This is a genomic window from Blastococcus carthaginiensis (genome assembly GCF_030731085.1).
Classification (GTDB): domain Bacteria; phylum Actinomycetota; class Actinomycetes; order Mycobacteriales; family Geodermatophilaceae; genus Blastococcus; species Blastococcus carthaginiensis.
Window position 1 is genome coordinate 27933 of sequence record NZ_JASNFN010000036.1, and the last position, 25282, is coordinate 53214.

Below are 25282 nucleotides of genomic sequence, written 5' to 3' on the forward strand. Positions count from 1 at the left end.
TGTTCTCCTTCCGGTCCTCGGTCAGCTGAAGACGAAGGCCAGGGCGATGCCGAAGATGGCGAGCTGCTCGCAGAGCACGAAGCCCAGGATGGCGATGGTCTGCAGCACACCGCGGACCTCGGGCTGACGGGCGACGCCGGCCACGTAGGCAGCGAAGATCAGGCCGATGCCCACGCCCGGCCCGATGGCCGACAGGCCGTAGCCGATGATCGCAAGGTTGCCTTCCATTGGGTGTGTCCGTTCCTCTCAGTCGGTCTGTGCTGCCGGGTGGCGCACATGGGTGGTGCAACTCGGGGGCGGTGACTCCGCGGACGTCAGTGGTCGTCCGCGTAGACCTCTGCGATGTACACAGAGGCCAGCAGGATGAAGACGTAGGCCTGCAGGAATGCGATCAGGATCTCGAACGCGCTGAACAGGAAGAACATGAAGAAGGCCGGGATGGACACCAGCTTCAGGAGCCCGTCGCCGTTCAGCAGCAGGAACTCCCCGCCCACCGCGAACAGCAGGAGCAGGATGTGGCCGGCGAACATGTTGCCGAAGAGCCGCAGCGCAAGCGTCACCGGGCGGGTGATCAGGAACGTCACCAGCTCCAGGATGAACACGACCGGCACGACCCAGAAGGGCAGCCCGCTCGGCACCAGGTTCTTGAGGAAGCCCCCCAGCCCGCGACGGCGGACGCCGGCGACCAGGTAGACCACGTAGACCCCGAGCGCGAACGCGATGGGGAAGCTGATCCGGCTCGTGGTGGGGAACTGGACGACCGGGATGATGGCCATCAGGTTGTTCAGCAGGATGAGCGTGAACAGGGTGAACAGCAGCGGGACGTAGGGCCGGAAGTGGTCCGAGCCGATGATGTCCCGGCCGATCGAGTTGCGGACGAGGCCGTACACGCCCTCGAGCCGGTACTGCCCGCGCCCCGGGACCACCGAGAGGCGGCGCGTGGCGAGCATCATGACGACCGCGAGGCCGATGGTCACCAGCACCATCACGATCATCGAACGCGTGATGGCGAAGGCGCCGTCGCCGACGAGCGGCTGCCAGAAATCCGGCGCACTCGGCGGTACGAACTCCTCGGCGGCCGAGACCACGGTCGTCACTACTCAGCCTCCGTCACGAACTTCTGGGTGGTTTCGTACTGCGGCCCGGAGGGCTGCCTTCCGCATCTGCGGCGTGGCACGCCTCACGGGCCGTGGTGAGCGTAGCGGACCCAGATCGCGGAGATCGAAGCGGCCATCCCCAGGACGAGGGCCACGGGCAGCACCCACACCTGGTCGAGCGCCTCGCTGAGCCACCACGCGGGCAGCCCGAAGACCAGCACGCCGGACAGCAGCATGCCCAGCGCGTCCCACGCCTCGCGCAGGTGGGCACCCGCGACCATCTGGTGGTGGACCGGCGCCGGCCGCTCGGTCCCGCCGGGCTCGGTCAACGCGCCGCCCCGGACGCCGCCCCCGGCTGGTCGTAGATGTAGGTCTTCACCCGGGTGAAGGCGACGACCTCGCCGATGGTCCCGGCCAGCGACACGACGATCGCGGTGACGGCGAACGCGATCGGTGAGAGCCACTCCGCGTTGCGGAACAGCACGAGGAACACCCCGAGCAGCATCACCTTGAAGAAGTAGCCGACGAGAGCGCCCATGAAGACCACGCGCGGGTCGAGGCCGGCCATCCGACGCAGGAGCACCAGGGTGGAGACGGTGCTCACCAGGACGACGGCGATGGCGAGGGCGCTGCCCGCCGCACCGAGCGCGCCGTCGACCGCCACGAAGACGGCGAACGCGACGACCCCGATGACGGCCGCGGGGACCAGCCCACCGCGGAGCATGGCGGCGTAGGGATCGGGTCTCGTGGCCGGTTCACCTTGCGAAAGCACGCCTCACGGTACCTGGAGGGACCCCGCCGCCCTACCGGGTACGGGGCCGCGTCCGCACTCAGAGCGGGACCCGCTCCGCGCCGGCGGCCGGGGGCGCCGGCTCCTGGCTGCCGGCGCGGTGCGCCCGCGCCGTGGGGTGGTCGGCCCGGCTGCGCCGGCGCTGCGCCTCCAGCTCCGCGGCGCGGGCCTCCCGGGCGGCCCGGCGGGCCCGCGGGCTGAGCACCACGACCACGCCGACGACCAGCAGGACCGCCACGGCCACGACGAGCTCGACCCGGCCTCCGGTGATCGACATCCCGACCGCGCCGAACGAGAGCAGCGCGGCCCAGAAGTACATGACCAGCACCGCGCGCTTGTGCGAGTGGCCGATGGACAGCAGCCGGTGGTGCAGGTGCATCTTGTCCGGCGAGAAGGGCGACTGCCCCTTCCGCGTGCGCCGGACCACGGCCAGCAGCAGGTCGATGAAGGGGATGAAGAGGATCGCGATCGGCACGAGCAGTGGCAGGGTCAGCGGCAGCAGGCTGGCCGCCGAGTCGAAGGTTTGCGCGTCCACCCCCCCGGTGGCGGTCACCGCCGCGGCCGAGAGCATGAGCCCGACGAGCATCGAGCCCGAGTCGCCCATGAAGATCCGCGCCGGGCTGAAGTTGTGCGGCAGGAAGCCCAGGCAGGCCCCGGCGAGCACCGCGGTGATCAGCGCCGGGGCGCTGGCGGTCTCCACGTAGCCGGTCAGCCCCAGGTGGAAGCTGTACGCGAAGAAGGCCAGGGCGGCGATCGCCGAGACGCCCGCGGCCAGGCCGTCGAGGCCGTCGATGAAGTTCAGCGCGTTGACCGCGAACACGGTCAGCAGGATGGTCAGCGGCACGCCGACGTCCGGGCCGAGGATCAGCGTCCCGATGTCGGCGAACGGCAGGAACAGGAACGCCAACTGGACGCCGAGCAGCACCATGACGCCGGCCGCGGCGATCTGCCCGGTGAGTTTCGTCAGTGCGTCCAGGCCCCACTTGTCGTCGAGCACCCCCAGCAGGCAGATGAGCCCACCGGCGACGAGGACCGCGTAGACCTGGGTGTCGTCGAACGTCCGCTGCAGCGCGGGTAGCCGGGAGGCCACCAGGACCGCGGCCACCACGCCGAGGTACATGGCCACGCCCCCACCCCGCGGGGTGGGGATGACGTGCACGTCCCGCTCGCGGGGAGCGGCCATCATCCGCAGCCGGATCGCCATCATCCGCACCACCGGCGTGGCCAGGAAGGTGACCAGCGCCGCGGTGAGCAGGACGACGACGTACTCGCGCACGGGCTCAGGTGGTCCGCGCCGGCTCGGGGTGCGCAGTCGGTCGGTTCGGGTGGGGGTAAGCAGGGTGGGCGCCGACGAGCTCACGGACGCCCGCGGCGACCTCGGCGGTGCGGCTGCCGTCGGCGTCGCGGATGGCGGCACCGATCAGGGAGGCGATCGACTTCATCTCCGGCTCCGTCATGCCCTGGGTGGTGATGGCGGGGCTGCCGACCCGGATGCCGGAGGCCACGGAGGCCGGCTGCGGGTCGAACGGGATCGCGTTCTTGTTGAGCACGATGCCTGCGGCGTCGCACCGCTTCTCGGCGTCGGCACCGGTCACGCCCGTCCCCCGCAGGTCGAGCAGGGCCAGGTGGGTGTCCGTGCCGCCGGCGACCGGCCGGAGCCCCTCGGCGGCCAGCCCCTCGGTCAGCGCCTGCGCATTGGCGATCACCTGGCGGGCGTAGGCCTGGTAGCCGGGCTGCAGGCACTCCCTGAAGTTCACCGCCTTGGCGGCCACGGCGTGCATGAGCGGGCCGCCCTGCATCATCGGGAAGGCGGCCTTGTCGATCGCCGTGGCGTGCTCGGCCCGGCAGACGATGGCGCCACCGCGCGGGCCGCGCAGCACCTTGTGCGTGGTGAAGGTGACGACGTCGGCGTGGGGCACCGGGCTGGGGATCGCCTTCCCGGCGACGAGGCCGATGAAGTGCGCGGCGTCGACCATGAAGATCGCGCCGACCTCGTCGGCGATCTGCCGGAAGGCGGCGAAGTCGATGAGCCGCGGGATGGCCGAGCCGCCGGCGACGATCAGCTTCGGCCGGTGCTCGCGGGCCAGGTCGCGCACCTGGTCGTAGTCGATGTGCTCGGTGCGCGGGTCGACGCCGTACTGCACGGCGCGGAACCACTTGCCGCTGAAGCTGACCTTCGTGCCGTGCGTCAGGTGGCCGCCGTGCGGCAGCGCCATCCCCAGGAAGGTGTCCCCCGGCGAGAGGAATGCGCCGTACGCGGCCAGGTTGGCGTTCGCCCCGGAGTGCGGCTGCAGGTTGGCGTGCTCGGCGCCGAAGAGCTCCTTGGCCCGCTCGATGCCGATCTCCTCGGCGCGGTCGACGACCTCGCAGCCGCCGTAGTACCGCCGTCCCGGGTAGCCCTCGGCGTACTTGTTGGACAGCGTGCTGCCCAGCGCCGCGAGGACGGCGGGGCTGGTGAAGTTCTCGCTGGCGATCAGCTGCAGCCCGCCGCGGAGGCGCTCCAGCTCACCGGTGACCACACCGGCGATGTCGGGGTCGACGGCGGCGAGGGCCTCGAAGTCCGGTCCCCAGTAGGGGGTGCTCATCTCAGGCGCACTCCAGACGAGTCGGATGCGGACCGCGACGCCCGGGCGCGGCAGCGGCTGGTCCACGGTATCCCCCTCGGGGGCGCAGACGAGGGAGCGCACCGGCCACGGTCGACGCGAGAGCCTGTCCAGGGCACCGCCACGAGCGTGCGAGCGGTGGGGCGGACGGGGTCGTCCTGGGGCCCTCCTCAGTCGCTGAGCTCGGGGACGACCTCGCGCAGTCGCTCGACCGGCACGGCACCGACCCGCAGCACCCGGGGTGCCGGACCGGTGCAGTCGACGATCGTGCTCGCCCCCGAGCTGGTGCGCGGACCGCCGTCGAGCACGACGGCGGCGTGCAGACCGAGCTGCTGCACGGCCTGCTCCGCGGTGGTCGCCGCCGGCCGCCCGGAGCGGTTGGCGCTGGACACCGCGAGCGGCCCGGTGCGCCGCAGCAGATCGCGGGTGAGCCCGTCGTCGGGGAGCCGGACGGCCACCGTGCCCTGGGCGTCACCCAGGTCCCACGCCAGCGACGGGGCGTGCTCGACGACGAGGGTGAGACCGCCGGGCCAGAACTCCTGGGCGAGCCGCGTCGCGACCGCGGGGGTCTGCAGCACCAGCCCGGCCAGGGTGGAGGCCTCGCCGACGAGCACCGGGACCGGCATCGCCCGGCCGCGGTTCTTGGCGTCCAGCAGCCGGCGCACCGCCGCGGGCGAGAAGGCATCGGCGGCCACGCCGTACACGGTGTCGGTCGGGAGCAGCACCAGCTCGCCCCGCCCGATCGCCGCCGCCGCGGCGTCCAGGCCGGCGGCGCGCGCCTCGGGGTCGGAGCAGTCGTAGAAGTCGGACACGAATGCCGAGTCTGTCATCGAGGTGGGTGCGCGCGACGCGCCGGCGTCACCCCCCGCCCTCGTCGTCCCCCTCGTCTTCCTCGTCGTCCCTCTGCTGCTCGGCCTCCTTCTGCTGCGCCTCCCGCTCCTTCTGCTCCTCCTTCCGCTCCTTCTCCTCCTCCTCCTTTCTCTTCTCCTCCCGCTCCTCCGACTCCTCGTCCTCGCCGCCGCCCTGGTCGACGGGGGCAGGCACCGCCACCGGCGGCACCGCGTAGGACAGCCGCACCAGGTCCCCGGGGGCCAGCGTCCCCACCGGCTCCACCGCCGTCACCGCACCGGCCGGCACGTCCGCGACCTCGACCGGCACGACCTCCACCCGGAGCCCGCGGCCGATCAGGTCCGCCTGCACGTCCCGCACGGGCCGGCCGAGGTGGTCCGCGGCCACCACGTCGATGCCCGCGGGTGCCGTCCCCGTGGGCGTGGTCCCGCCGGAGGGGCGGTCCGACCCGCCCGGCAGGAGGAACACCGCCAGCACCACCGCGATCAGGACGGCGGCCATGCCCGCGAGCACGGGGACGAGTCCCCGTGGCAGGCGCCGGCGACCGGACGGGGACGCCGCCACAGCAGGCAGGGGCCTGGTGCCCGGACCGGGGACGGGGAGCACCGCGGTGGCTCCCGGCCTCCCCGGCTCGGTGGGCATCCCCGCGGCCGAACGCGCGGCGGCCTCGTGCAGAGCGCGACCGTCGGGGAACCGGGCCGCCGGGTCCTTCGCCATGGCCCGCACCACCAGCGCCCGCACCCCGGGCGGGACGGACGCCGGCAGGGGCACCGGCTCGTCGCGGATGTGCATGACGGCGATCTGGACGGGGCTCTCGGCCTCGAACGGACGCCGCCCCGTGAGGCACTCGTAGGCGACCGCGCCGAGCGCGTAGACGTCGCTGGCCGGGGTCGCCTGCCCGCCCGCCGCCTGCTCGGGCGAGAAGTAGTGCGCCGTGCCGATGATCTGCCCGGTGCCGGTCACCGCGGCGCTGGCCGCGGACCGCGCGATGCCGAAGTCGGTGAGCTTCACCGTCCCCTGCGGCGTGACCAGCAGGTTCGCGGGCTTGATGTCACGGTGCACGACCCCGGCGGCGTGCGCGGCGGCGAGCCCGGCGGCCGCCTGCCGGACGACGTCGACGACCCGCGCCGGCGTCAGGCGCCGCTCCCGTGCGAGCACGTCCGCGAGGGACTCCCCCTCGACGAGCTCCATCACCAGGTAGGCCAGCGGCGCGGCACCGGGCCCGGCCGGCACCTCGCCGTAGTCGAAGACCGCGACGATGTGCGGGTGCGTGAGGAGGGCGGCGTGCTGCGCCTCCGCCCGGAAGCGGGTGCGGAACACCGCGTCCGCCGCGAACTGGTCGCGCAGCACCTTGACCGCGACCGGCCGGTCGAGGAGCGTGTCGTGCCCCCGCCAGACCTGGCCCATCCCTCCGCCGGCGATCAACGACGTCAGCCGGTAGCGGTTCGCCAGCACCTCGGCCGGTGGCCCCATCGCGCTCGCCCCCTGTCGTCCGTTCCCCCGTGCCACCGCACCCCTGCGGGTAATCGGCAGATCCTCGGAAAGCACCCGTCCGGGTGCCGGCTCAGCCGGCGCGGCGGGCGGTGGTGTACCGCGGCCGGCCGGCCAGGTCGCGGTGGTCGTCGACGTCGGCGAACCCGCCGTGGGCGCGGACGACGGCGGGCAGCGACCCGCCCTGCTGGTCGGCGTGCTCGACGCCCAGCCACCCACCGGGTCGCAGCAGCCGCGCCGCGGTGGCCAGCAGCCCGCGCACGACGTCCAGCCCGTCGGGACCACCCCAGAGGGCGAGCGGCGGGTCGTGGTCGGCGACCTCGCGCGGCACCCGGGCGCCGTCGGGCACGTAGGGCGGGTTGCTGACCACGAGGTCGGCACTGCCGTCCAGCTCACGCAGCAGCCCCGGGTCGGTCATGTCACCGGCGAGGACGTCGACCGGGGTGTCCCCCGCTGCCGAGCGCGCACCGGCGTTGTGCCGCGTCCACGCGATCGCGCCGGGGTCGCGCTCCACCGCCGTCACCCGCGCGCCGGGGTGCTCGTGCGCCAGCGAGAGCGCGATCGCCCCGGATCCGGCCCCGAGGTCGACGACGACGGGGGCCGCGACCCCGGACAACCGCTCCAGGGCCCAGCTCACCAGCAGCTCGGTCTCCGGCCGGGGCACGAACACGCCGGGACCGACCGCGAGCTCCAGGTGGCGGAACGGCGCCCGGCCGGTGAGGTGCTGCAGCGGCACCCGGTCGGCGCGCTGGGCCACCAGCTCCTCGAACCGGGCGGCGGCCGCGTCGTCCACGGCGCCCAGCGTGAGCAGCCGGGTGCGCGGGACGCCCAGGACGTGGCCCAGCAGCAGCTCGGCGTCCACCCGCGGGCTCTCGACGCCGGCCTCGGCGAGGCGGGCGACCGCCCCGCTCAGCAGGGGCCGCGCGTTCAGGAGCCGGCCGCCAGCAGCTCGGCGGTGTGCGCGCCGACCAGCGCGTCGATCACGCCGTCGAGGTCGCCGTCGAGCACCTGGTCGAGGTTGTGCGACTTGTAGCCGACGCGGTGGTCGGAGATCCGGTTCTCCGGGAAGTTGTACGTGCGCACCCGCTCGCTGCGATCGACGGTGCGGACCTGGCTGCGGCGCTGGTCGCTCGCCGTGGCGGCGGCCTCCTCGCGCGCAGCGGCCAGCAGGCGGGACCGGAGCACGCGCAGCGCGGATTCGCGGTTCTGCAGCTGGCTCTTCTCGTTCTGCGAGCTGACCACGATGCCGCTGGGCAGGTGGGTGATCCGCACGGCCGAGTCGGTGGTGTTCACGCTCTGCCCGCCGGGGCCCGACGAGCGGAAGACGTCGATGCGCAGGTCGTTCGGGTCGACGCTGACGTCGACCTCCTCGGCCTCGGGCAGCACCAGGACGCCGGCAGCCGACGTGTGGATGCGGCCCTGGCTCTCCGTCGCGGGCACGCGCTGGACCCGGTGCACGCCGCCCTCGAACTTCAGCCGCGACCAGATGCCCTCGTCGGTGCGCGACTTCACCGCGATCGCGACGTCCTTGTAGCCGCCGAGCTCGGCGTCGACGGCGTCCAGGACCTCGGTGGCCCACCCCCGTCGCTCGGCGTACCGCAGGTACATGCGCAGCAGGTCGCCGGCGAACAGCGCCGACTCGGCACCGCCCTCGCCGGCCTTGATCTCGAGGATGACGTCCTTGTCGTCGTCCGGGTCCTTGGGCAGCAGCTGCTCGCGAAGCCGGCCGGTGAGCTCGGCGATCTGCCGCTCCAGCGCCGTCGCCTCGGCCGCGAACGACGGGTCCTCGGCGGCCAGCTCGCGGGCGGCGCTGAGGTCGTCGCGGGCCTGGTCCAGCCCGCGGGCGGTCTCCACCAGCGGCGCCAGCTGGGCGTAACGGCGACCCATCCGGCGGGCGCGGGCCTGGTCGGCGTGCACCGCCGGGTCGGCCAGCTCCTGCTCCAGGCGGGCGTGCTCGGCGAGCAACCCGGCCAGCCGGTCGGGCGCCGACGTCTCGGTGCTGCTCATCGCTGGTGCTGCCTCTCGGGGTGCGGGACGTGCGGGGATCGGGCGCGGGCCGGACATGACGACGGCGCCCGCCCCACCGCAGAGGTGGGACGGGCGCCGTCGGGGGTGCTACTGGGCGTCGGTCGAGGCGCCGGCGCTGCGCTTGCCGAACCGCTTCTCGAAGCGGGCGACGCGGCCGCCGGTGTCGAGGATGCGCTGCTTGCCGGTGTAGAAGGGGTGGCAGGCGGAGCAGGTCTCGACGGTCAGCTGACCGGTCGGGGAGGTGCTGCGGGTCGTGAAGGTGTTGCCGCAGCCGCAGGTCACGGTGGTGACGTTGTAGGCCGGGTGGATGTCGGGCTTCATGGCTGCTGCCTCTTCTACGAAGTCTGGGTCGTTCAGTCGGTCAGAACGCCGGGGGCCGGACGGGTATTTCCGGCCGCGCCAGCGGGGCTCGGCCGACCAGTCTCCCAGATCGGTGAACCCCGCCGGTGGGCGGACCTGCTCAGTCCTGGCCCGGGCCCAGCGTCGTCTTCTGGATCTGCATGAGGAACTCGACGTTGTTGCGCGTCTTCTTCAGCTTGTCCAGCAGCAGTTCTAGGGCCTGCTGCGGCTCGAGCGCGGCGAGTACCCGGCGCAGCTTGATGACGATGGCCAGCTCGTCGGGCGACATGAGGATCTCCTCCTTGCGCGTGCCCGACGCGTTGACGTCGACGGCCGGGAAGACCCGCTTGTCCGCCAGCCGGCGGTCCAGCTTGATCTCCGCGTTCCCGGTGCCCTTGAACTCCTCGAAGATGACCGTGTCCATCGTCGAGCCGGTCTCGACCAGCGCCGAGGCGATGATCGTGAGCGAGCCGCCGTTCTCGATGTTGCGGGCCGCGCCGAGGAAGCGCTTGGGCGGGTAGAGCGCCGTGGAGTCGACACCACCGGAGAGGATGCGCCCGCTGGCGGGGGCCGCCAGGTTGTAGGCGCGGCCCAGGCGGGTGATCGAGTCCAGCAGGACGACGACGTCGTGACCCATCTCGACCAGGCGCTTGGCCCGCTCGATGGAGAGCTCGGCGACCGTGGTGTGGTCGGCCGGCGGCCGGTCGAAGGTCGAGGCGATGACCTCGCCCTTCACCGAGCGCTGCATGTCGGTGACCTCTTCGGGGCGCTCGTCGACCAGGACGACCATGAGGTGGCACTCGGGGTTGTTCGTGGTGATCGCGTTGGCGATCGACTGCAGCACCATCGTCTTGCCGGCCTTCGGCGGGCTGACGATGAGCGCGCGCTGCCCCTTGCCGATCGGCATGACCAGGTCGATGACCCGGGTGGTCAGCAGGTGCGGCTCGGTCTCCAGCCGCAGGCGGTCCTGCGGGTAGAGCGGGGTCAGCTTGGTGAACTCCGGCCGGTTGCGCGCCTGTTCGGGGTCCAGGCCGTTGACCGTGTCGAGGCGGACGAGCGCGTTGTACTTGTCCTTGCGCTCCCCCTCGCGCGGCTGCCGGACGGCGCCGGTGATGGCGTCACCGCGGCGCAGGCCGTAGCGGCGCACCTGGGACAGCGAGACGTAGACGTCGTTCGGCCCGGTGAGGTAGCCCGAGGTGCGGACGAACGCGTAGTTGTCCAGGACGTCGAGGATGCCGGCGACCGGCAGCAGGACGTCGTCCTCGCTGACCGTGGGCTCGCCCTGCTCGAAGCGGTCGCGGGTGTTCCCGCCGCGCTTGTTGCGGTCGCGGTAGCGACGGCCACGCCGGCCGCGGCCACCCTCGAAGTCGTCGTCCTCGTCCTCGGCGGGGCGGTCGTTGCGGCCGCCGTCGGTGCGGTTGTCGCTCCGGTTGTCCGGCCGGCCGCCCCGGTCGTTGCGGCCGTCGGGACCGCGGTTGCCGTCGCGGTTGCCATCACGGTTACCGCCGTCACGGTTGCCCCGCTCGGCGCGCTCACCGCCGTCACGGTTGCCCCGCTCGGCGCGCTCACCGCCGTCGCGGTTGCCGTCCCGCTCGCCGCGGTTGCGGCCGCGGTCGCGGTTCCGCTGCGGGCGCTCGTCGTCGCGCTGCTCGTCCTCGCGCGGCTCGGCCGGGGTGGTGTCCCGCGCGGGGGCCTCGGCCGGGGCGGCATCGGCCGGAGCCGCGGAACCCTCGGCCGGGGCGCCGGGCGCGCCGGCCGGGCGGCTGGCCGACCGGCGGGTGCGCACCGGGGCCTCGCCGGTCACCGGGCCGCCGTTGGCGCCGCCGCTGACGGGCGCCTCGAGGGGCGCGGCCGACACGGCCGCACCGCGCGCGGCCTCCGCGCCACCGGTCGAGCCGCTCTCCGTGGCCGGCGCGGGCGCGCCGCCCTCGGAGCCGGCGCCCACCTGGCGGGCGGAGATGGCCGCGACCAGGTCGCTCTTGCGCATCCGTCCGGTGCCGGGGATGCCCAGCTCGCCGGCGAGACGCTGGAGCTCGGGCAGGAGCATGCCCGACAGCCCGTTGCCGCGGCGGCGGGGGCGCCCGGCCGACCCAGAAGCGGCAGTGCCCTCGGCGGAGGCGGCGGCATCGGGCGCGCCGGTCGTGCCGAGGTCGGTGGTTTCGCTCACGTACAGGTCCTTCCCTGCGGTGACCTGCGCGTCTCAGCGCAGGGGGTGCCCGGTCCCCGGCGGACCGGCCCGGAGGGCGGGTGCGCGTCAGGAGACAGGTCGAGAGGTGCGAGGCGGATCAGCGGCGAAGAGGTTCGGACATCTGCTTCGGCCCCGCGCGAGGCTCGCCCGAGTGGGCGGCTACGCCGTGAGCCTAGTCGCGGCGCACGGGCAGGACAACACCGGATGATCTCGGCGTGTTCCCCGTTACCGAGACGATACCTGGCGCACCGGGCGGTCGACCCGGGCGCCGGCTGGGTCGATGGGGAGCGGGAGCATGCGCCAGCCGGCCGGCACGAGGGCACCGACCTCCCTGACCCGCACCGCGGCGGCGGGATCGCCGGGCGGGTCGTCCGGATGCCGTCGCGTCAGCACGAGGACGCTCGGACCGGCTCCGGAGACGACGGCGGCGTGGCCGGCGTCGCGAAGCCGGTCGATCAGCGCCAGCGACCCGGGCATCGCCGCGGCCCGCTGCCGCTGGTGCAGCCTGTCCTCGGTGGCCTCCAGGAGGAGCCCGGGCTCACGGGTCAGCGCATGCACGAGGAGGGCGGCGCGACCGGCGTTGAAGGCGGCATCGCCGTGGGGCACCGACTCCGGCAGCAGGGTGCGGGCCACGTGGGTGGGCAGCACGCCCTCCGGGACGAGCACGACGGCGAGCAGCTCGTCGGACACGTCCAGCCGGTCGGCCCGGGCGCCGCCGGCCGTCGACCACGACAGCGTGGCTCCGCCGAGGAGGCACGGCGCGACGTTGTCGGGGTGCCCTTCCAGGGCGTCGGCCAGGCGCAGGACCGCATCGCCGTCGATCGCGTCGACGTCCGGGCACAGCGACCACGCGGCGAGCAACCCGGCGACCACCGCGGCCGCGGAGGACCCCATTCCGCGCCCCTGGGGGATCCCGTTGTCCGCCTCGATCCGCAGGCCCGGCGCATCCCACCCCAGCTCTGCGCACCCGGCGCGGAAGGCCCGTGCCACCAGGTGCGACTCGTCCCCGGCCAGCGTGCCGGCGCCCTCGCCGCGCACGACGATCTTCGTCGACCCGCGTTCGATCAGCGAGAACTCGAGGACGTCGTGGCACGCCAGCGCGAGCCCGGCGCAGTCGAAGGCGGGTCCGAGGTTGGCGCTCGTGGCGGGGACCCGGACCCGGACGACCCCGGTCACAGGCCGAGCTGGGCCGCGGCCGCGGCGGCGTCGACCGCCACCGTGACGGGGGCCGGCGCCCCGGAGATGGCCCACTCCGGGTCCTTGAGCCCGTTGCCGGTGACGGTGCAGACGATCCGCTGGCCGGGCTCGAGCTCGCCGGCATCGGCGACCTGCAGCAGGCCGGCGACCGAGGCGGCCGAGGCCGGCTCGACGAAGACGGCCTCGCTGCGGGCCAGCAGCCGGTAGGCCGAGAGGATCGCGCGGTCGGTGACGGCGTCGATGCGCCCACCGGACTCGTCACGGGCGGCGAGAGCCTTGGTCCAGGACGCGGGGTTGCCGATGCGGATCGCGGTGGCGATCGTGCTCGGGTTCTCCACCACCTGCCCGTTCACGATCGGGGCCGCACCGGCGGCCTGGAAGCCGAACATCCGCGGCGTCCGCGAGGCGGTGCCGTCGGCGGCGTACTCGCGGTAGCCCTGCCAGTAGGCGGTGATGTTGCCCGCGTTGCCCACCGGCAGGCAGTGGACGTCCGGGGCGTCGCCGAGCACGTCGACGATCTCGAACGAGGCGGTCTTCTGCCCCTCGATGCGGAACTGGTTGACGCTGTTGACCAGGCTGACCGGGTAGTCGATCGCCAGCTTGCTGGCCAGGGCGAGGCAGTCGTCGAAGTTGCCGTCGACCTGCAGCAGCTTGGCCCCGTGCACCAGCGCCTGGGCCAGCTTGCCCATCGCGATCTTGCCCTGCGGCACGAGGACGGCGCAGGTCATGCCGGCGCGGGCGGCGTAGGCGGCCGCGCTCGCGCTGGTGTTGCCGGTGGAGGCGCAGATGACCGCCTGCGCGCCCTCCTCGAGGGCCTTGGTGATGGCCATCGTCATGCCCCGGTCCTTGAAGGAGCCGGTCGGGTTGGCGCCCTCGACCTTGAGGTAGACCTCGCAGCCGGTCCGCCGGGAGAGCTCGCGGGCGGGCACCAGCGGGGTGGCGCCCTCCTGCAGCGTGACCACCGGGGTGGTGTCCGACACCGGCAGGCGGGACCGGTAGGCCTCGATGAGGCCGGGCCAGCCCGGGGACACGACCGACGAGACCGTCATTGCAGACCCTCCACGCGCAGCACGCTGGTGACCCCCCGGACCGCGGCCATCTCCCGCAGTGCGGCAATGGTGGCCGACAGCGCCGCGTCCGGGGCGCTGTGGGTGACGATGACCAGCGTGGCGGCGTCGCCGCGGCCGGTCTGTCGGACGGTGGAGATGCTGACGCCGTGCTGCGCGAACTCCTGCGCGACCGCAGCGAGCACACCCGGCTTGTCGGCGACGTCGAGGCTCACGTGGTACCGCGTCGGCGTCTCGGCCATGGGCCGGACGGCGAGGTCGGCGTAGCCCGAGGGCCCCTGCCCGGCGGCCCCGGCCAGCCGGTTGCGGGCGACCGCCACCAGGTCCCCCAGCACCGCGCTCGCGGTGGGCTCTCCCCCGGCGCCCTGCCCGTAGAACATCAGCTGCCCGGCGGCCTCGGCCTCGACGAAGACGGCGTTGAACGCGCCGCCGACCGACGCCAGCGGATGGGTGGTCGGGATCATCGCCGGGTGCACCCGCACGGCGACCGAGTCGCCGGGGTGGGTGGGGGAACCGTTCGCCACGCGCTCGCAGATGGCCAGCAGCTTGACCGTGCAGCCGATCTCCGCAGCCCGGGCCACGTCGGTGGCGGTCACCGTCGAGATGCCCTCGCGGTGCACGTCGGCGGCCGAGACCGGCGTGTGGAACGCCAGGGACGCGAGGATCGCGGCCTTCGCGGCGGCGTCGAAGCCGTCGACGTCGGCGGTCGGATCGGCCTCGGCGTAGCCGAGCTCGGTGGCCTCGGCCAGGGCCTCGCCGAAGCCGGCACCGGTCTCGGCCATCCGCGACAGGATGTAGTTCGTGGTCCCGTTGACGATGCCCACGATGCGGGACAGCTGGTCGCCGACCAGCGACTCGCGGAGCGGGCGCAGGATCGGGATCGCCCCGGCGACGGCCGCCTCGTAGTAGAGGTCGACGCCGGCCTTCGCCGCCGCGGCGTGCAGAGCGACGCCGTCCTCGGCGAGCAGTGCCTTGTTGGCGCTGACCACCGACTTGCCGGCCTCGAAGGCGGCGAGCATCAGCGAGCGCGCCGGCTCGATGCCGCCGATGACCTCGACGACGAGGTCGACGTCATCCCTCGTGACCAGCCCGTGGGCATCGGTGGTCAGCAGGTCCGCGGGCACGTCGGGGTGGTGCGCCGGGCGGCGGACGGCGACGCCCGCCACCTCCACGGCGCGGCCGACGCGGGCGCCGAGGTCGTCGGCCTGCTCCTGCAGCGCGCGCAGCACCGCGCTGCCGACGGTGCCGCAGCCGAGCAGCGCCACCTTGAGGGGTCGGTTCACGAAGTCGCTCCCGCGGGGTGCTCGGGCGCCGGCTGGTCGAGGGCCGGCGAGGGGGCGGGGCGGTCGGCGAGGACCGCGTCGAGGGCGAACACGTCCGTCAGCGTCTGACGTCGCACGATCTCCCTGGCAGCGCCGTCCCGGACGGCGACCACCGGGGGCTTGAGCAGGTAGTTGTAGTTGTTCGCCATCGACCAGCAGTACGCCCCGGTGGCGGCGACGGCGAGCAGATCGCCGGGCTGGACGTCCGAGGGCAGCCAGAGGTCGCGGACCAGGATGTCGCCGCTCTCGCAGTGCTTCCCGACGACCCGGCACAGGGCGGGCGGGGCCTCGGAGACGCGGTTGGCCAGCACGCAGGTGTAGGCGGCGTCGTAGAGGGCGGTGCGGATGTTGTCGCTCATCCCGCCGTCGACCGACACGTAGTTGCGCACCTGCGGCGCGCCCGGGGAACCGCTCGCGCCCAGCCGCACCGGCTTGATCGTGCCGATCTCGTACAGCGTGACCGTGCCCGGCCCGGCGATGGCGCGGCCGGGCTCGACCGCGAGCCGCGGCACCGGCAGGCCCAGCTGGGCGCACTCGGCGGCGACGACGGCCCGCAGCCGCGTCGCGACGTCCGCCGGGCTCACCGGGTCGTCCTCGGGCAGGTAGGCGATGCCGAAGCCGCCGCCGAGGTTCAGCTCGGACAGGACCTCACCGGTGGCCTGGTGCACCTGCCCGAGGAGCCCGACCACCCGGTGCGCCGCGGCCTCGAAGCCGGCGGTGTCGAAGATCTGCGAGCCGATGTGGCTGTGCAGGCCGGCCAGCCGGAGCGCGGGTTCGCGGATGACCCGCACCGCGGCGGTGAGCGCGTCACCGGTGGCCAGGGAGAAGCCGAACTTCTGGTCCTCGTGCGCCGTGGCGATGAACTCGTGGGTGTGCGCCTCGATGCCGACGGTCGCACGGATGAGCACCGGCACCGGCGCCCCGCCGTCGGCGACCCGCTTCTCGGCCATCGGGACCAGCCGCTCGATCTCGTCGAAGGAGTCGAGGACGACGTGGCCGATGCCCGAGTCGACGGCCAGCTGCAGCTCGACCAGCGACTTGTTGTTGCCGTGCAGCGCGATCCGCTCCGCGGGGAACCCGGCCGCCAGGGCCAGCGCCAGCTCGTTGCCGCTGCAGGCGTCCAGGTGCAGGCCGTCGTCGGCGATCCACCGGGCCACCTGGCCGCAGAGGAACGCCTTGGACGCGTAGTGCACGTCGGCGTCGTCGAAGGCCGCGGCGAACTCCGCGGCGCGGCCGCGGAAGTCCTCCTCGTCCAGCACGAAGAGCGGGGTGCCGTGCGCGCGGGCCAGATCGGTGACCGCCCGGCCGCCCAGGTGCAGCTCGCCGTCGACGCGGGTGGCCGAGCGCGGCCAGACGTGCGGGTCCAGCGCACCGAGCTCCTCGGGCGGGGCGCCGGCGGCCGTGGGCGGGGTGATGGTGCCGTGCAGCGGCCCCGCGGGGTGCGCCCTCACATCCGCTCCGGCGCGGTCACACCGAGGACGCCGAGCCCATTGCGGAGCACCACCGCGGTCGCGGCGCAGAGCCAGAGCCGGGCGGTGGTGAGCGGCGTGGTCTCCTCGTCGCCGCGGGGCAGCACCCGGCAGGCGTCGTAGAAGCGGTGGTAGGTGCCGGCGAGCTCCTCCAGGTAGCGCGCCACCCGGTGCGGAGCGCGCAGCTCGGCGGCCGAGGTGAGCACCCGCGGGAACTCCCCGAGCGCACGGAGCAGGTCGTTCTCCCGCTCGTGCACCAGCGCGGTGACGTCGACGTCGCCCGCCTCGCCCAGCACGATCCCGAGGTCGGCGGCGTTGCGCAGCACCGACGAGATGCGGGCGTGCGCGTACTGCACGTAGAAGACCGGGTTGTCGTTGGTCTTCCTGGTCCACAGGTCGATGTCGATGTCGATCTGCTGGTCGACCGAGGCCCGGGCCAGGGCGTACCGGGAGGCGTCGGCGCCGATCGCGTCGACCAGGTCCTCCAGGTTGACCACGGTGCCGGCGCGCTTGCTCATGCGCACCGGCTCGCCGTCGCGGAGCAGGTTGACGAGCTGGCCGAGCAGGATCTGGAGGTGGACGGCGGGGTCGTCACCGGCCGCGGCCACCAGCGCCTTGTACCGGCCGACGTAGCCCGAGTGGTCGGCGCCCAGCATGATCACGACCTTGTCGAAACCGCGCTCGCGCTTGTCCAGGTAGTAGGCGCAGTCGGCCGCGAAGTAGGTGGGCTCGCCGTCGGCCTTGACCAGCACCCGGTCCTTGTCGTCGCCGAAGGTCGTGGTGCGCAGCCACACCGCGCCCTCGGAGTCGTAGACGTGCCCCTGCTCGCGGAGCCGGGCCACGGCCTTCTCCAGGGCACCGGCCCGGTGCAGCGACGTCTCGGAGAACCAGACGTCGAAGTGGACGCCGAACGCCTCCATCGTGCTGCGGATCTCGGCGACCATGAGCTCCACGCCCCGGGCGCGGAAGACCGGCAGCTGGTCGGCCTCGGACCGGTCCAGCAGGCCGGGCTCGGCGGCCACGACCTGGGTGGCGATGTCGCCGATGTAGCTGCCCGCGTAGCCGTCCTCGGGCACCTCGCGGCCGTGCGCCGCCGCGAGCAGGCTCCGGGCGAACCGGTCGATCTGGGCCCCGGCGTCGTTCAGGTAGTACTCGCGGGTGACGTCCGCCCCGCTGGCCTGGAGCAGGCGGGCGATCGCGTCGCCGACGGCGGCCCAGCGCGTGCCGCCGATGTGCACCGGTCCGGTCGGGTTGGCCGAGACGAACTCCAGGTTGAGCTTCTGCCCGGCCAGGGTGCCCGTGCACCCGTAGGCCTCCCCCGCCGTCACGGCGTCGACGGCGATCCTGCCGAGCGCGCCCTGCGCGAGGGTGATGTTGAGGAAGCCGGGGCCGGCGATGTCGACGGCCGCGACGCCCGGGTGGGCGCGCAGCTCCTCGGCGAGCAGCGCGGCCACCTCGCGCGGCGGCCGGCCCGCCGGCTTGGCCAGGCGCAGGGCGACGTTGGTGGCGTAGTCGCCGTGCTCGGGATTCTTCGGCCGCTCGACGACGACCTCGGCGGGTACGTCGACGGGCAGCACACCTCGCCCGACGACCGCGGCCACGGCGGTGCGGACGACGTCCTGGAGCTGCTCCGGTGTCACCCGGCGAGCGTACTGATGGCACCGGCGGCGCCCCGCCGCCCCCGCCCGGCTCCCAGCTGACGTACAGGCGGCCGACCTAGACTCGCGCCCGGTGAGCCGGGGTCCGCCCGGTCCCCACCGCATCGGCGCGGACGCGCCCCGTGAACGAGGAGAGGCCTTGGCCAAGGACCGCACGCCCGACAAGAGCCGAGCCACCGGTGGTGGGGCCACCCGGTCCGGCGGGCGCGCAGGGGGCCGCACCCGACCGCCGACGCAGGTCGTGGCGCAGCAGCGGCCCTGGGGGCTGATCGCCGCCGCGATCGCCGTCGTCGTCTTCGCCGCGGCCGTCATCTACTACGCCGTCGCTCAGGTCCAGGAGGCCGACGCCCTGCGGGTGGACTCGATCGACGAGATCGCCGGCGCCGAGACCTACGAGTACGAGGCCGGTGAGCACACCTATGATCCGATCGACTACGAGCAGAGCCCACCGGTCGGCGGCGTGCACGACTACGTCTGGGCCGACTGCACCGGCACCGTCTACGACGTGGACATCCGGCACGAGAACGCGGTGCACAGCCTCGAGCACGGCGCCGTGTGGATCACCTACGACCCGGACGAGGTCTCCGGCGCCGACGTCGAGACGCTGGCCGGGCTCGTGGACGGTGTCTCCGGCCGGATGCTCTCGCCGTACGAGGGTCAGGACTCCCCGATCAGCGTCCAGTCGTGGGGCGAGCAGCTGAAGGTGGACAGCGCCGACGACGAGCGGATCAAGCAGTTCGCCGACCTGATGACCTACAAGGCCGGTGAGTTCCCGGAGCCCGGCGCCACCTGCGAGCGGCCGGACTTCCTCGCCGACCCGGCCCTGGAGAGCGACGACGCCGGCGCTCCCACCGCCCCCTGACCGGTACCGACGGCGCCCCGGAGGTGACCACGTGACCGACCCCGCCAGCACCACCCGCAGCCCTCTGCGCATCGTCCTGCTCGCCGTCATCGGCGTCGGCTTGCTCCTCCTCGGCGGAGGGCTCGCCGTCGCACTCGGCATCGGCCGGGACGCCGACCCCGCGGCCGACTCGGTCGACGCCGGGTTCGCCCGGGACATGTCCCGCCATCACCTGCAGGGCGTGGAGATGGCCAACCTCGTCGCCGAGCGCAGCGAGGATCCCGAGGTCGAGTCGCTGGCCTTCGACATCTCCGAGACCCAGATGAACCAGGCGGGGCGGATGCAGGGCTGGCTGGCGCTGTGGGGCATCCCGCCGACCGGCGGGGAAACCATGGCCTGGATGCCCGGGGGCGCGGGGCACGGCGGGCACGACATGGCCATGGACACCGGCGTGCCCATGCCCGGCATGGCCACCGAGGAGGAGCTGGCCCAGCTGCGCAGCCTGTCCGGCCGCGCCTTCGACGTCGAGTTTTTGCAACTGATGATCCGGCACCACCAGGGTGGTTTCGACATGGCAACCTACGCCGCGGAGCACGCGGAGGAGCGGGCCGTGCGCGACCTCGCCGAGTCCATCGTGGAGTCGCAGGGCGCGGAGACCGGGACGATGACCGACATGCTCGCCGCCCGGGGGGCCACCCCCCTCCCGGAGCCGTGACCCGCGGCCCGGGAGCCGCGTCCCGGGCCGCGATGGTGGGCTGGTAGTTTCTTCCCTGCCCCACCACCGAGCCCCCGTAGCTCAGGGGATAGAGCACCGCCCTCCGGAGGCGGGTGCGCAGGTTCGAATCCTGCCGGGGGCACAGAGCGGACATGCAGCCTCCGCGGCACAGGCTGACCGGCGAGGGGCCGGAGCCCGGAACGGCCCGCCCGAGCGGCGCCGGTGCCGGTCACGTCGATCGGACGTCGGCCACCGATCCGGTCGGTGAGGGACGACGGGCTCGGGCTCGCACAGGTCTGCCCATCGGCAGGCGGACGACGGCGCCGGCGATCACGCTCCCGTGGGCACGTGGACGCGGACCCCGGGCAGCACGTGGTCCCCGTGCTCGTCCAGGCCGTAGCGACGCCCCTGCTCGGGGGTCGCGGCGATGGCACGGAGGGCATCCCCGAGCGCCACGACCTCGTCGATCGAGGTGGCCCGGTTGGCACTGGCGCGCACGGCGCCGGGCACCTGACGGCGCCCGGCGCGGGCGTCCTGGTGGAAGCGGTTCACCTCTTCCTCGGTCAGACCAAGCAGCCGGGCCATGTAGGGATGGGCGCAGAAGCAGCCACTGCGCACGCCGATCCCGTACTCGGCCGACAGCCGGGCAGCCAGCAGCCCGTGCGGGACGCCGTCGAGGTTGAAGGCCGCCACCGGCAGCCGGTCCCCGGAGGCGGGTCCGTAGCGACGGAGCCCCGGGACGCTGCTCAGCTCGGCGTCCAGCGCATCGACCAGGGCCTGCTCGTGGGTCAGCAGGCCGGCCCAGCCGCTCCGCAGCTCCTCGGCGGCCGTGGCCAGTGCGACGGCACCCAGGACGTTCGGCGACCCGGCTTCGTCGCGGTCGGGCCCATCGGCCCAGACGACGTCGTCGAACGAGACGGCCTTCACCGCGCCGCCACCGACGAGCATCGGCTCACCGCGGTCGAGGACCGTCCGGGGGGCGATGAGCGCCCCGGTACCGAACGGTGCGTACATCTTGTGCCCGGACAAGGCGAGGGCGTCCACCCCGAGAGCCGCCATGTCGATGGGCCGGTGCGGCGCCAGCTGGGCAGCGTCGACGACGACGAAGACACCTCTCTCCCGTGCCGCGGCCGTGATCGCAGCCAGGTCGGGCAACCAGCCGGTGACGTTCGAGGCCCCGGTGACTGCCAGGACGCGCGGCGCGGGCTGCCGGTCGAGTTCGGCGACGACCTGCTCCGTGGAGAAGGTCCCACCGGCGTCGACGTCGACGACCCGCAACCGCGCGTGGCGGCGCCAGGGCAGCAGGTTGGCGTGGTGCTCGGCGGCCGTGGTCACGACCACGTCGTCCGGCGCCAGGCGCAACCGGAAGGCCAGCGCGTTCAGCGCCTCGGTGGTGTTCCGCGTGAACACCGCGCCGTGCGAGCGCCGGTCGGCCCCGACGAAGTCCAGCACCGTCTCCCGCGCGTCCTCGTAGCGGGCGCTGGTGCACCGGGACTTCGCCCCCGCCCCGCGGTGCACGCTGGAGTACCAGGGCAGGAGGTCCTGCACGGCCTGCACCACCCGGACGGATGCGGAGCTGGTCGCGGCGGCGTCCAGGTCGACGTAGCGGGACAGCCCCCCACCGACCGTCGGGACCCGGACGTCGTCGCCGACGAGCCGGCTCAGGGTCGTATCACGCACCGGTTGCATGCTTGTCCCATCGGCCGCCGGCCGCATTTCTCAAGCGGGCGCGCGCAACGCTGCCCGATGCACTGACCCGTCCGAGGGATCTACGGGCAGCAGCCTCAAGCGCCGGTACCGGTTGTCGAGTGACTGAGCATGAGCGGAACGCGCATCGAGGTCGGCAACGGCCGTCGCCGGCGACGGGGACTGCGGCTGACATCACGGGTCTTCTGGGACCTGGCGGTCTGGATGGTCGGTCTCGGCATCGCGGTCGGGCTGGTCTTCCCACCGTTCGCGACCGGGCTGGGCGTGCCCGCCCAGTACGCCGAGCGCCCGGTCTTCAAGGCGGCGTGCCTGGGGGCCGGCTTCCTCGTCGGCGCCCTCAGCTACACGCTGTGCCGGTGCCTCGTCGGCGGCCGGCTCGCCGTGCTCAGCAGCCACCTGCGGTCGGTCGCCCAGGGGATCTCGCAGGCCAGCCGCACCGGCGACTGGACCCAGTCGACCTCCCAGCGCATCCGCGTGGACTCCGACGACCAGCTCGGGGAGACCGCCCAGGCATTCAACAGCCTGCTCGACGCACTCGAGGCGGGGGAGCACTTCCGCTCACTCGTGCGCAACGCCTCCGACGTCATCACCGTCGTCGACCCCGCCGGCACGGTCACCTACCAGACGCCGTCGGTCGGCTGGGTGCTCGGCTACCCGCCCGGGACGCTCATCGGCACCGACATCCACGAACTCGTGCACCCCGAGGACGCACGGACCTTCCGCGACCAGCTGGCCTCGGTCGTCCGTGGCCCGTCCCCGACATCCAGCCCCGCCGTCCGGATGCGGCACCGCAACGGCTCCTGGCGGTGGACGGAGACCGTGGTCAACGACCTCCTGGACGACCCCGCCGTCACCGGTGTCGTGCTCACCACCCGGGATGTCAGCGACCGCAGGGAGCTCGAGGAGCAGCTGCGGACCCAGGCGTTCTACGACCCGCTGACCGGCCTGCCCAACCGGGCCCTGTTCATGGAGCGCCTGCGCGCCGCCGAGGAGCTCGAGCACGAGACCGGTACCCCGGCCGCGGTGCTGTTCCTGGACCTCGACAACCTCAAGACGGTCAACGACACGCTCGGCCACGACGGCGGCGACGCACTTCTCGAGGTGGTGGCCCAGCGGATCGGCGCCTGCCTGCGTCCGGGCGACACGCTCGCCCGCCTGGCCGGCGACGAGTTCGCCGTCCTGCTCGGCGGCCCGCAGAGCGGTGAGATGGCTCCGCGCGTGGCCGAGCGCATCCTCGCCGCACTCCGCGAACCGGTGCTCATCGTCGACCGCATGGTCCGGGCCGGCCTCAGCATCGGCCTGGCCACGACCACCACCGCCGGCGCCAGCGGCATCGGTCTGCTCCGCGCGGCAGACATCGCCATGTACGTGGCCAAGACCAGCGGCAAGGGCCGCTGCGAGGTGTTCCAGCCCAGCCACCACGCCGATCACCTCGACCGCGAGCGCCTGCAGGCAGACCTGTACCAGGCCCTGGAGCGGCAGGAGCTGGTGCTGCACTACCAGCCGATCGTCGACCTGGCCCCCCGCCGGATCAGCGGCTACGAGGCGCTGGTGCGCTGGGAGCACCCGACGCGCGGAATGGTGCCGCCGGTGCAGTTCATCACCCTCGCCGAGGACAGCGGCCTCATCGTCCCGATCGGCCGCTGGATCCTCCGGGAGGCCACGCGCCAGGCCGCGGCCTGGCAGCAGCCCGACGGCCGGGGACCGCGGATGAGCGTCAACGTCTCGGTGCGCCAGTTCCAGCACCCCGACCTGGTCGACGACGTCACGGAGGCGCTGCGCGCCTCCGGCCTCGCGCCGGACCGCCTCACCCTGGAGATCACCGAGTCGCTGTTCGCCGAGGACACGGCCGGCACGACGCAGAAGCTCGAGGCGCTCAAGGCTCTCGGGATCCGGCTCGCCCTCGACGACTTCGGCACGGGGTACTCGTCGCTGAGCTACCTGCGACGCTTCCCCATCGACGTCCTGAAGATCGACAAGTCCTTCGTCCACGGCATCGCGACCTGTTCCGAGGATCGGGCGGTCATCGGTGCGATCGTCGCACTCGGGCAGATCCTGGACCTCGTCCTCGTGGCCGAGGGCATCGAGACGGCCGACGAGCTCGCCGCCCTGGAGCAGCTCGGCGTGCAGTACGGGCAGGGCTACCACCTGGGACGGCCCGGTCCTCCGCAGCACGCCTCGCCCGCCGCAGAGCGCCGCCGGTCGGGCAGCCCCGGAGCCGCGCTTCGTCCCGCACCGGCTCCCCGGGCAGCCACCGCGGCTCCACCAGGTGGGGTCGACCCGGTCCGGGGAGCCACGACACGCGGCCACGCCTAGTGCCGTGTCAGGCAGGGTTTGCCCCGGTGGGGCGGTGCCTGATCCTCGCGGCGGGTGCCGGCGAGCGACTTCCCGGAACCGGGCTGGTTCTCGGGGCGGGCCACGGCGGGCCAGGTGGATCCGCCGCCACGGGCCACCGGATGGGTGGAGGTCGACCGGCCCGGGGGCCGGCTGAGGAGTCCGCGGCGGGGATCACGCCGGGACCGGCCGGCACCGGGCAGGTGCCGGCCGGCTCGACGGTGCGTGGTCACCGGCGGCGATCCGGTGACGAGGGAGCCACCGCTCGCGGTCCCGACCGGAGCCGGGGCGCGGGCGGCGATGTTGGCGGCACCGACCAGGTCGCGGTGCCCGGTGAAGCCGCACCCGGGGTGCGGACAACGGAAGACCCGGCCGCGCGGCTTGGCGACGCGGCGGGTGCAGACGGGGCAGGTGGAGGAGGTGCCGCGCTCGTCGACCGGGTGCACGGCGATCCCGGCGGCCTCGGCCTTGTCGGCCAGTTTGTGCAGCAGGTCGCCGACGGCCCAGTCGCGGACGGCCTTGTTCTGGCGCCGCCCGGCATCGCGGGCCAGCAGGCCGCGCGGGTCGCCGACGGCCAGGGTGCCGATCCGCCGCGCCACAGCCCAGCGCACGACCTCGGTCGCGGCCTCGTGGCGGGCCTGGGTCAGCCGGCGCCGGTGCCGGCCCTCCAGCCGGCGGCCGCGGGCCCGGTAGCGGCGCCACCGCCGGGAGCCGCGCTGGCCCGGTCGGGGGGCGCGGGCGGCGGTGGCGCGGGCGCGGGCCTTGCCTTCGGCCAGATGCAGTCGGTGCTCGGCGCGCAGCGCCCGCCCCGACACCAGCAGCCCGGCATCCCGCTTCCCGTCGGCGCCGCGTGAGGCCAGGACGGCGAAGGGATGGATGATGCCCAGGTCCACTCCGGCGATCCGGGCGGGATCGGGGCCGGCGCCGGGCGGATAGGTCGCGACGGGTACCTCAACGGTGACGTCGAGGAACAACCACCGACCTTGGTGTACCAGCCGCACCGAGCGCACCCGTTCGGCCGGGTAAGGAAGCGGGCGGGCCAGCCGCACCCACAACGGCGGGCGACCGCGGGCCACCGGTAGCCGCACCCGCGGTCGCCCGCTATCGGTTTCGATGGTGAAGGTGCCGGCGTAGAAGCGCACCGGCACCAGCCCGCGCCGCCGCCGCGGAAACCGAACCGACGCCTCACCGGCCCGGCGGCGACGGGCGGCGCTGATCCACGCATCGGAGTAGCCGCGCAGCACCGACCGCGCCCCCACGCTGGACAGCTCGCCGAACGTTCCCTCACCGGCCGCGGCCAGCTCCCGGCACAGCTCCTGATAACCGGCCAACGGCCGGTCACCGCGCCGGCGACGCCAGCCGTTGAGCTCCAACACCGCCGCCCACACATCCCCGCCCGAGCGCAGCAGACCGAACAGCCGCTGCCGCTGGCCGCCGGTCACCCGCAGCTCCACCCGGGCGGTGCGGTGCACCACCGGCGCCGCGGACCGATCCCGATGACGAGGCACATCCACACCCTGCCCGACCCCACCGACAGAAACAGGCGACCACCCAACAGGGCAAACCTTCGAGGCCGCAGCACTAGCC

22 protein-coding genes and 1 tRNA gene are annotated in these 25282 nt (G+C 73.8%); 4 read left to right on the top strand and 19 right to left on the bottom strand.

Going from position 1 to position 25282, the window contains the following annotated elements; all coding sequences use genetic code 11:
* Nucleotides 1-21: 21 nt before the first annotated feature.
* The 17 genes from QOZ88_RS20800 to argS form a co-directional block, all read right to left on the bottom strand.
* Nucleotides 22-228: an ATP synthase F0 subunit C gene (locus QOZ88_RS20800; RefSeq protein ID WP_091928810.1), complete on the bottom strand. Its 207-nt coding sequence runs from the start codon at nt 226-228 to the stop codon at nt 22-24.
* Between the two features lie 86 nt (nt 229-314).
* Nucleotides 315-1097: a F0F1 ATP synthase subunit A gene (gene atpB / locus QOZ88_RS20805; RefSeq protein ID WP_211434908.1), complete on the bottom strand. Its 783-nt coding sequence runs from the start codon at nt 1095-1097 to the stop codon at nt 315-317.
* An 83-nt stretch (nt 1098-1180) separates the two neighbouring features.
* Nucleotides 1181-1426: a hypothetical protein gene (locus tag QOZ88_RS20810; RefSeq protein WP_091928811.1), complete on the bottom strand. Its 246-nt coding sequence runs from the start codon at nt 1424-1426 to the stop codon at nt 1181-1183.
* Nucleotides 1423-1869, bottom strand: a complete 447-nt coding sequence (locus tag QOZ88_RS20815) for a hypothetical protein (RefSeq protein WP_306001608.1) — start codon at nt 1867-1869, stop codon at nt 1423-1425. Before QOZ88_RS20815 ends, QOZ88_RS20810 begins: the two co-directional genes overlap by 4 nt.
* A 58-nt stretch (nt 1870-1927) precedes the next feature.
* Nucleotides 1928-3163: a glycosyltransferase family 4 protein gene (locus QOZ88_RS20820; protein ID WP_091928813.1), complete on the bottom strand. Its 1236-nt coding sequence runs from the start codon at nt 3161-3163 to the stop codon at nt 1928-1930.
* 4 nt (nt 3164-3167) lie between these two features.
* Nucleotides 3168-4472: a serine hydroxymethyltransferase gene (locus QOZ88_RS20825; protein ID WP_306001609.1), complete on the bottom strand. Its 1305-nt coding sequence runs from the start codon at nt 4470-4472 to the stop codon at nt 3168-3170.
* Between the two features lie 188 nt (nt 4473-4660).
* Nucleotides 4661-5302, bottom strand: coding sequence for an L-threonylcarbamoyladenylate synthase (locus QOZ88_RS20830; protein ID WP_306001610.1), 642 nt, complete (start codon nt 5300-5302; stop codon nt 4661-4663).
* A 46-nt stretch (nt 5303-5348) separates the two neighbouring features.
* Entirely contained in the window at nt 5349-6812 is a 1464-nt protein-coding gene (locus QOZ88_RS20835; protein WP_306001611.1) for a protein kinase domain-containing protein, read from the bottom strand.
* Between the two features lie 91 nt (nt 6813-6903).
* Nucleotides 6904-7761, bottom strand: coding sequence for a peptide chain release factor N(5)-glutamine methyltransferase (gene prmC, locus QOZ88_RS20840; protein ID WP_306001624.1), 858 nt, complete (start codon nt 7759-7761; stop codon nt 6904-6906).
* The gene (gene prfA / locus QOZ88_RS20845) at nt 7758-8837 is read right to left on the bottom strand and encodes a peptide chain release factor 1 (protein ID WP_306001612.1); all 1080 of its coding nucleotides are present in this window, start codon (nt 8835-8837) and stop codon (nt 7758-7760) included. The genes prmC and prfA overlap by 4 nt, the downstream gene beginning before the upstream one ends.
* A gap of 108 nt (nt 8838-8945) precedes the next feature.
* Nucleotides 8946-9179, bottom strand: coding sequence for a 50S ribosomal protein L31 (gene rpmE / locus QOZ88_RS20850; protein ID WP_306001613.1), 234 nt, complete (start codon nt 9177-9179; stop codon nt 8946-8948).
* 139 nt (nt 9180-9318) lie between these two features.
* Nucleotides 9319-11364 (bottom strand): transcription termination factor Rho, encoded by a 2046-nt coding sequence (rho, locus tag QOZ88_RS20855; RefSeq protein WP_306001614.1) that lies wholly within the window; start codon nt 11362-11364, stop codon nt 9319-9321.
* A 246-nt stretch (nt 11365-11610) separates the two neighbouring features.
* Nucleotides 11611-12561, bottom strand: a complete 951-nt coding sequence (gene thrB, locus QOZ88_RS20860) for a homoserine kinase (protein WP_306001615.1) — start codon at nt 12559-12561, stop codon at nt 11611-11613.
* Nucleotides 12558-13631 carry a threonine synthase gene (gene thrC, locus QOZ88_RS20865; RefSeq protein ID WP_306001616.1) on the bottom strand — a complete coding sequence of 358 codons (1074 nt, stop codon included), beginning with the start codon at nt 13629-13631 and terminating at the stop codon, nt 12558-12560. The genes thrB and thrC overlap by 4 nt, the downstream gene beginning before the upstream one ends.
* Entirely contained in the window at nt 13628-14932 is a 1305-nt protein-coding gene (locus tag QOZ88_RS20870; protein ID WP_306001617.1) for a homoserine dehydrogenase, read from the bottom strand. The genes thrC and QOZ88_RS20870 overlap by 4 nt, the downstream gene beginning before the upstream one ends.
* The gene (lysA, locus tag QOZ88_RS20875) at nt 14929-16422 is read right to left on the bottom strand and encodes a diaminopimelate decarboxylase (RefSeq protein ID WP_306001618.1); all 1494 of its coding nucleotides are present in this window, start codon (nt 16420-16422) and stop codon (nt 14929-14931) included. The genes QOZ88_RS20870 and lysA overlap by 4 nt, the downstream gene beginning before the upstream one ends.
* On the bottom strand, nt 16419-18080 hold the full coding sequence (gene argS / locus QOZ88_RS20880) for an arginine--tRNA ligase (RefSeq protein ID WP_306001619.1): 1662 nt from the start codon (nt 18078-18080) through the stop codon (nt 16419-16421). The genes lysA and argS overlap by 4 nt, the downstream gene beginning before the upstream one ends.
* A 157-nt stretch (nt 18081-18237) precedes the next feature.
* Between argS and QOZ88_RS20885 the strand changes: the two genes are divergently transcribed.
* From QOZ88_RS20885 to QOZ88_RS20895, 3 genes are all read left to right on the top strand, one after another.
* Entirely contained in the window at nt 18238-18960 is a 723-nt protein-coding gene (locus QOZ88_RS20885) for a DUF3105 domain-containing protein (protein WP_306001620.1), read from the top strand.
* Between the two features lie 31 nt (nt 18961-18991).
* Nucleotides 18992-19654 carry a DUF305 domain-containing protein gene (locus QOZ88_RS20890; RefSeq protein ID WP_306001621.1) on the top strand — a complete coding sequence of 221 codons (663 nt, stop codon included), beginning with the start codon at nt 18992-18994 and terminating at the stop codon, nt 19652-19654.
* A 70-nt stretch (nt 19655-19724) separates the two neighbouring features.
* Nucleotides 19725-19796: transfer RNA gene (locus QOZ88_RS20895), tRNA-Arg, on the top strand.
* Nucleotides 19797-19984: 188 nt separating this feature from the next.
* On the opposite strand, the gene QOZ88_RS20900 is transcribed toward QOZ88_RS20895, so the two are convergent.
* Nucleotides 19985-21334 carry an aminotransferase class V-fold PLP-dependent enzyme gene (locus tag QOZ88_RS20900; protein WP_306001622.1) on the bottom strand — a complete coding sequence of 450 codons (1350 nt, stop codon included), beginning with the start codon at nt 21332-21334 and terminating at the stop codon, nt 19985-19987.
* A 138-nt stretch (nt 21335-21472) separates the two neighbouring features.
* Between QOZ88_RS20900 and QOZ88_RS20905 the strand changes: the two genes are divergently transcribed.
* Complete coding sequence (locus tag QOZ88_RS20905) at nt 21473-23677, top strand: putative bifunctional diguanylate cyclase/phosphodiesterase (protein ID WP_306001623.1); 2205 nt, start codon at nt 21473-21475, stop codon at nt 23675-23677.
* On the opposite strand, the gene QOZ88_RS20910 is transcribed toward QOZ88_RS20905, so the two are convergent.
* A complete protein-coding gene (locus tag QOZ88_RS20910; RefSeq protein WP_305999899.1) occupies nt 23674-25167 on the bottom strand; it encodes an RNA-guided endonuclease InsQ/TnpB family protein in 1494 nt (497 codons plus the stop codon). The genes QOZ88_RS20905 and QOZ88_RS20910 overlap by 4 nt on opposite strands.
* Nucleotides 25168-25282 lie beyond the last annotated feature (115 nt).

Coding starts and splice junctions, on each gene's coding strand:
- prfA (WP_306001612.1), bottom strand. CDS start 8,837: ATGAGCAGCACCGAGACGTCGGCGCCCGACCGGCTGGCCGGGTTGCTC.
- QOZ88_RS20835 (WP_306001611.1), bottom strand. CDS start 6,812: ATGGGGCCACCGGCCGAGGTGCTGGCGAACCGCTACCGGCTGACGTCG.
- QOZ88_RS20800 (WP_091928810.1), bottom strand. CDS start 228: ATGGAAGGCAACCTTGCGATCATCGGCTACGGCCTGTCGGCCATCGGG.
- QOZ88_RS20905 (WP_306001623.1), top strand. CDS start 21,473: ATGAGCGGAACGCGCATCGAGGTCGGCAACGGCCGTCGCCGGCGACGG.
- thrC (WP_306001616.1), bottom strand. CDS start 13,631: ATGACGGTCTCGTCGGTCGTGTCCCCGGGCTGGCCCGGCCTCATCGAG.
- QOZ88_RS20825 (WP_306001609.1), bottom strand. CDS start 4,472: ATGAGCACCCCCTACTGGGGACCGGACTTCGAGGCCCTCGCCGCCGTC.
- rpmE (WP_306001613.1), bottom strand. CDS start 9,179: ATGAAGCCCGACATCCACCCGGCCTACAACGTCACCACCGTGACCTGC.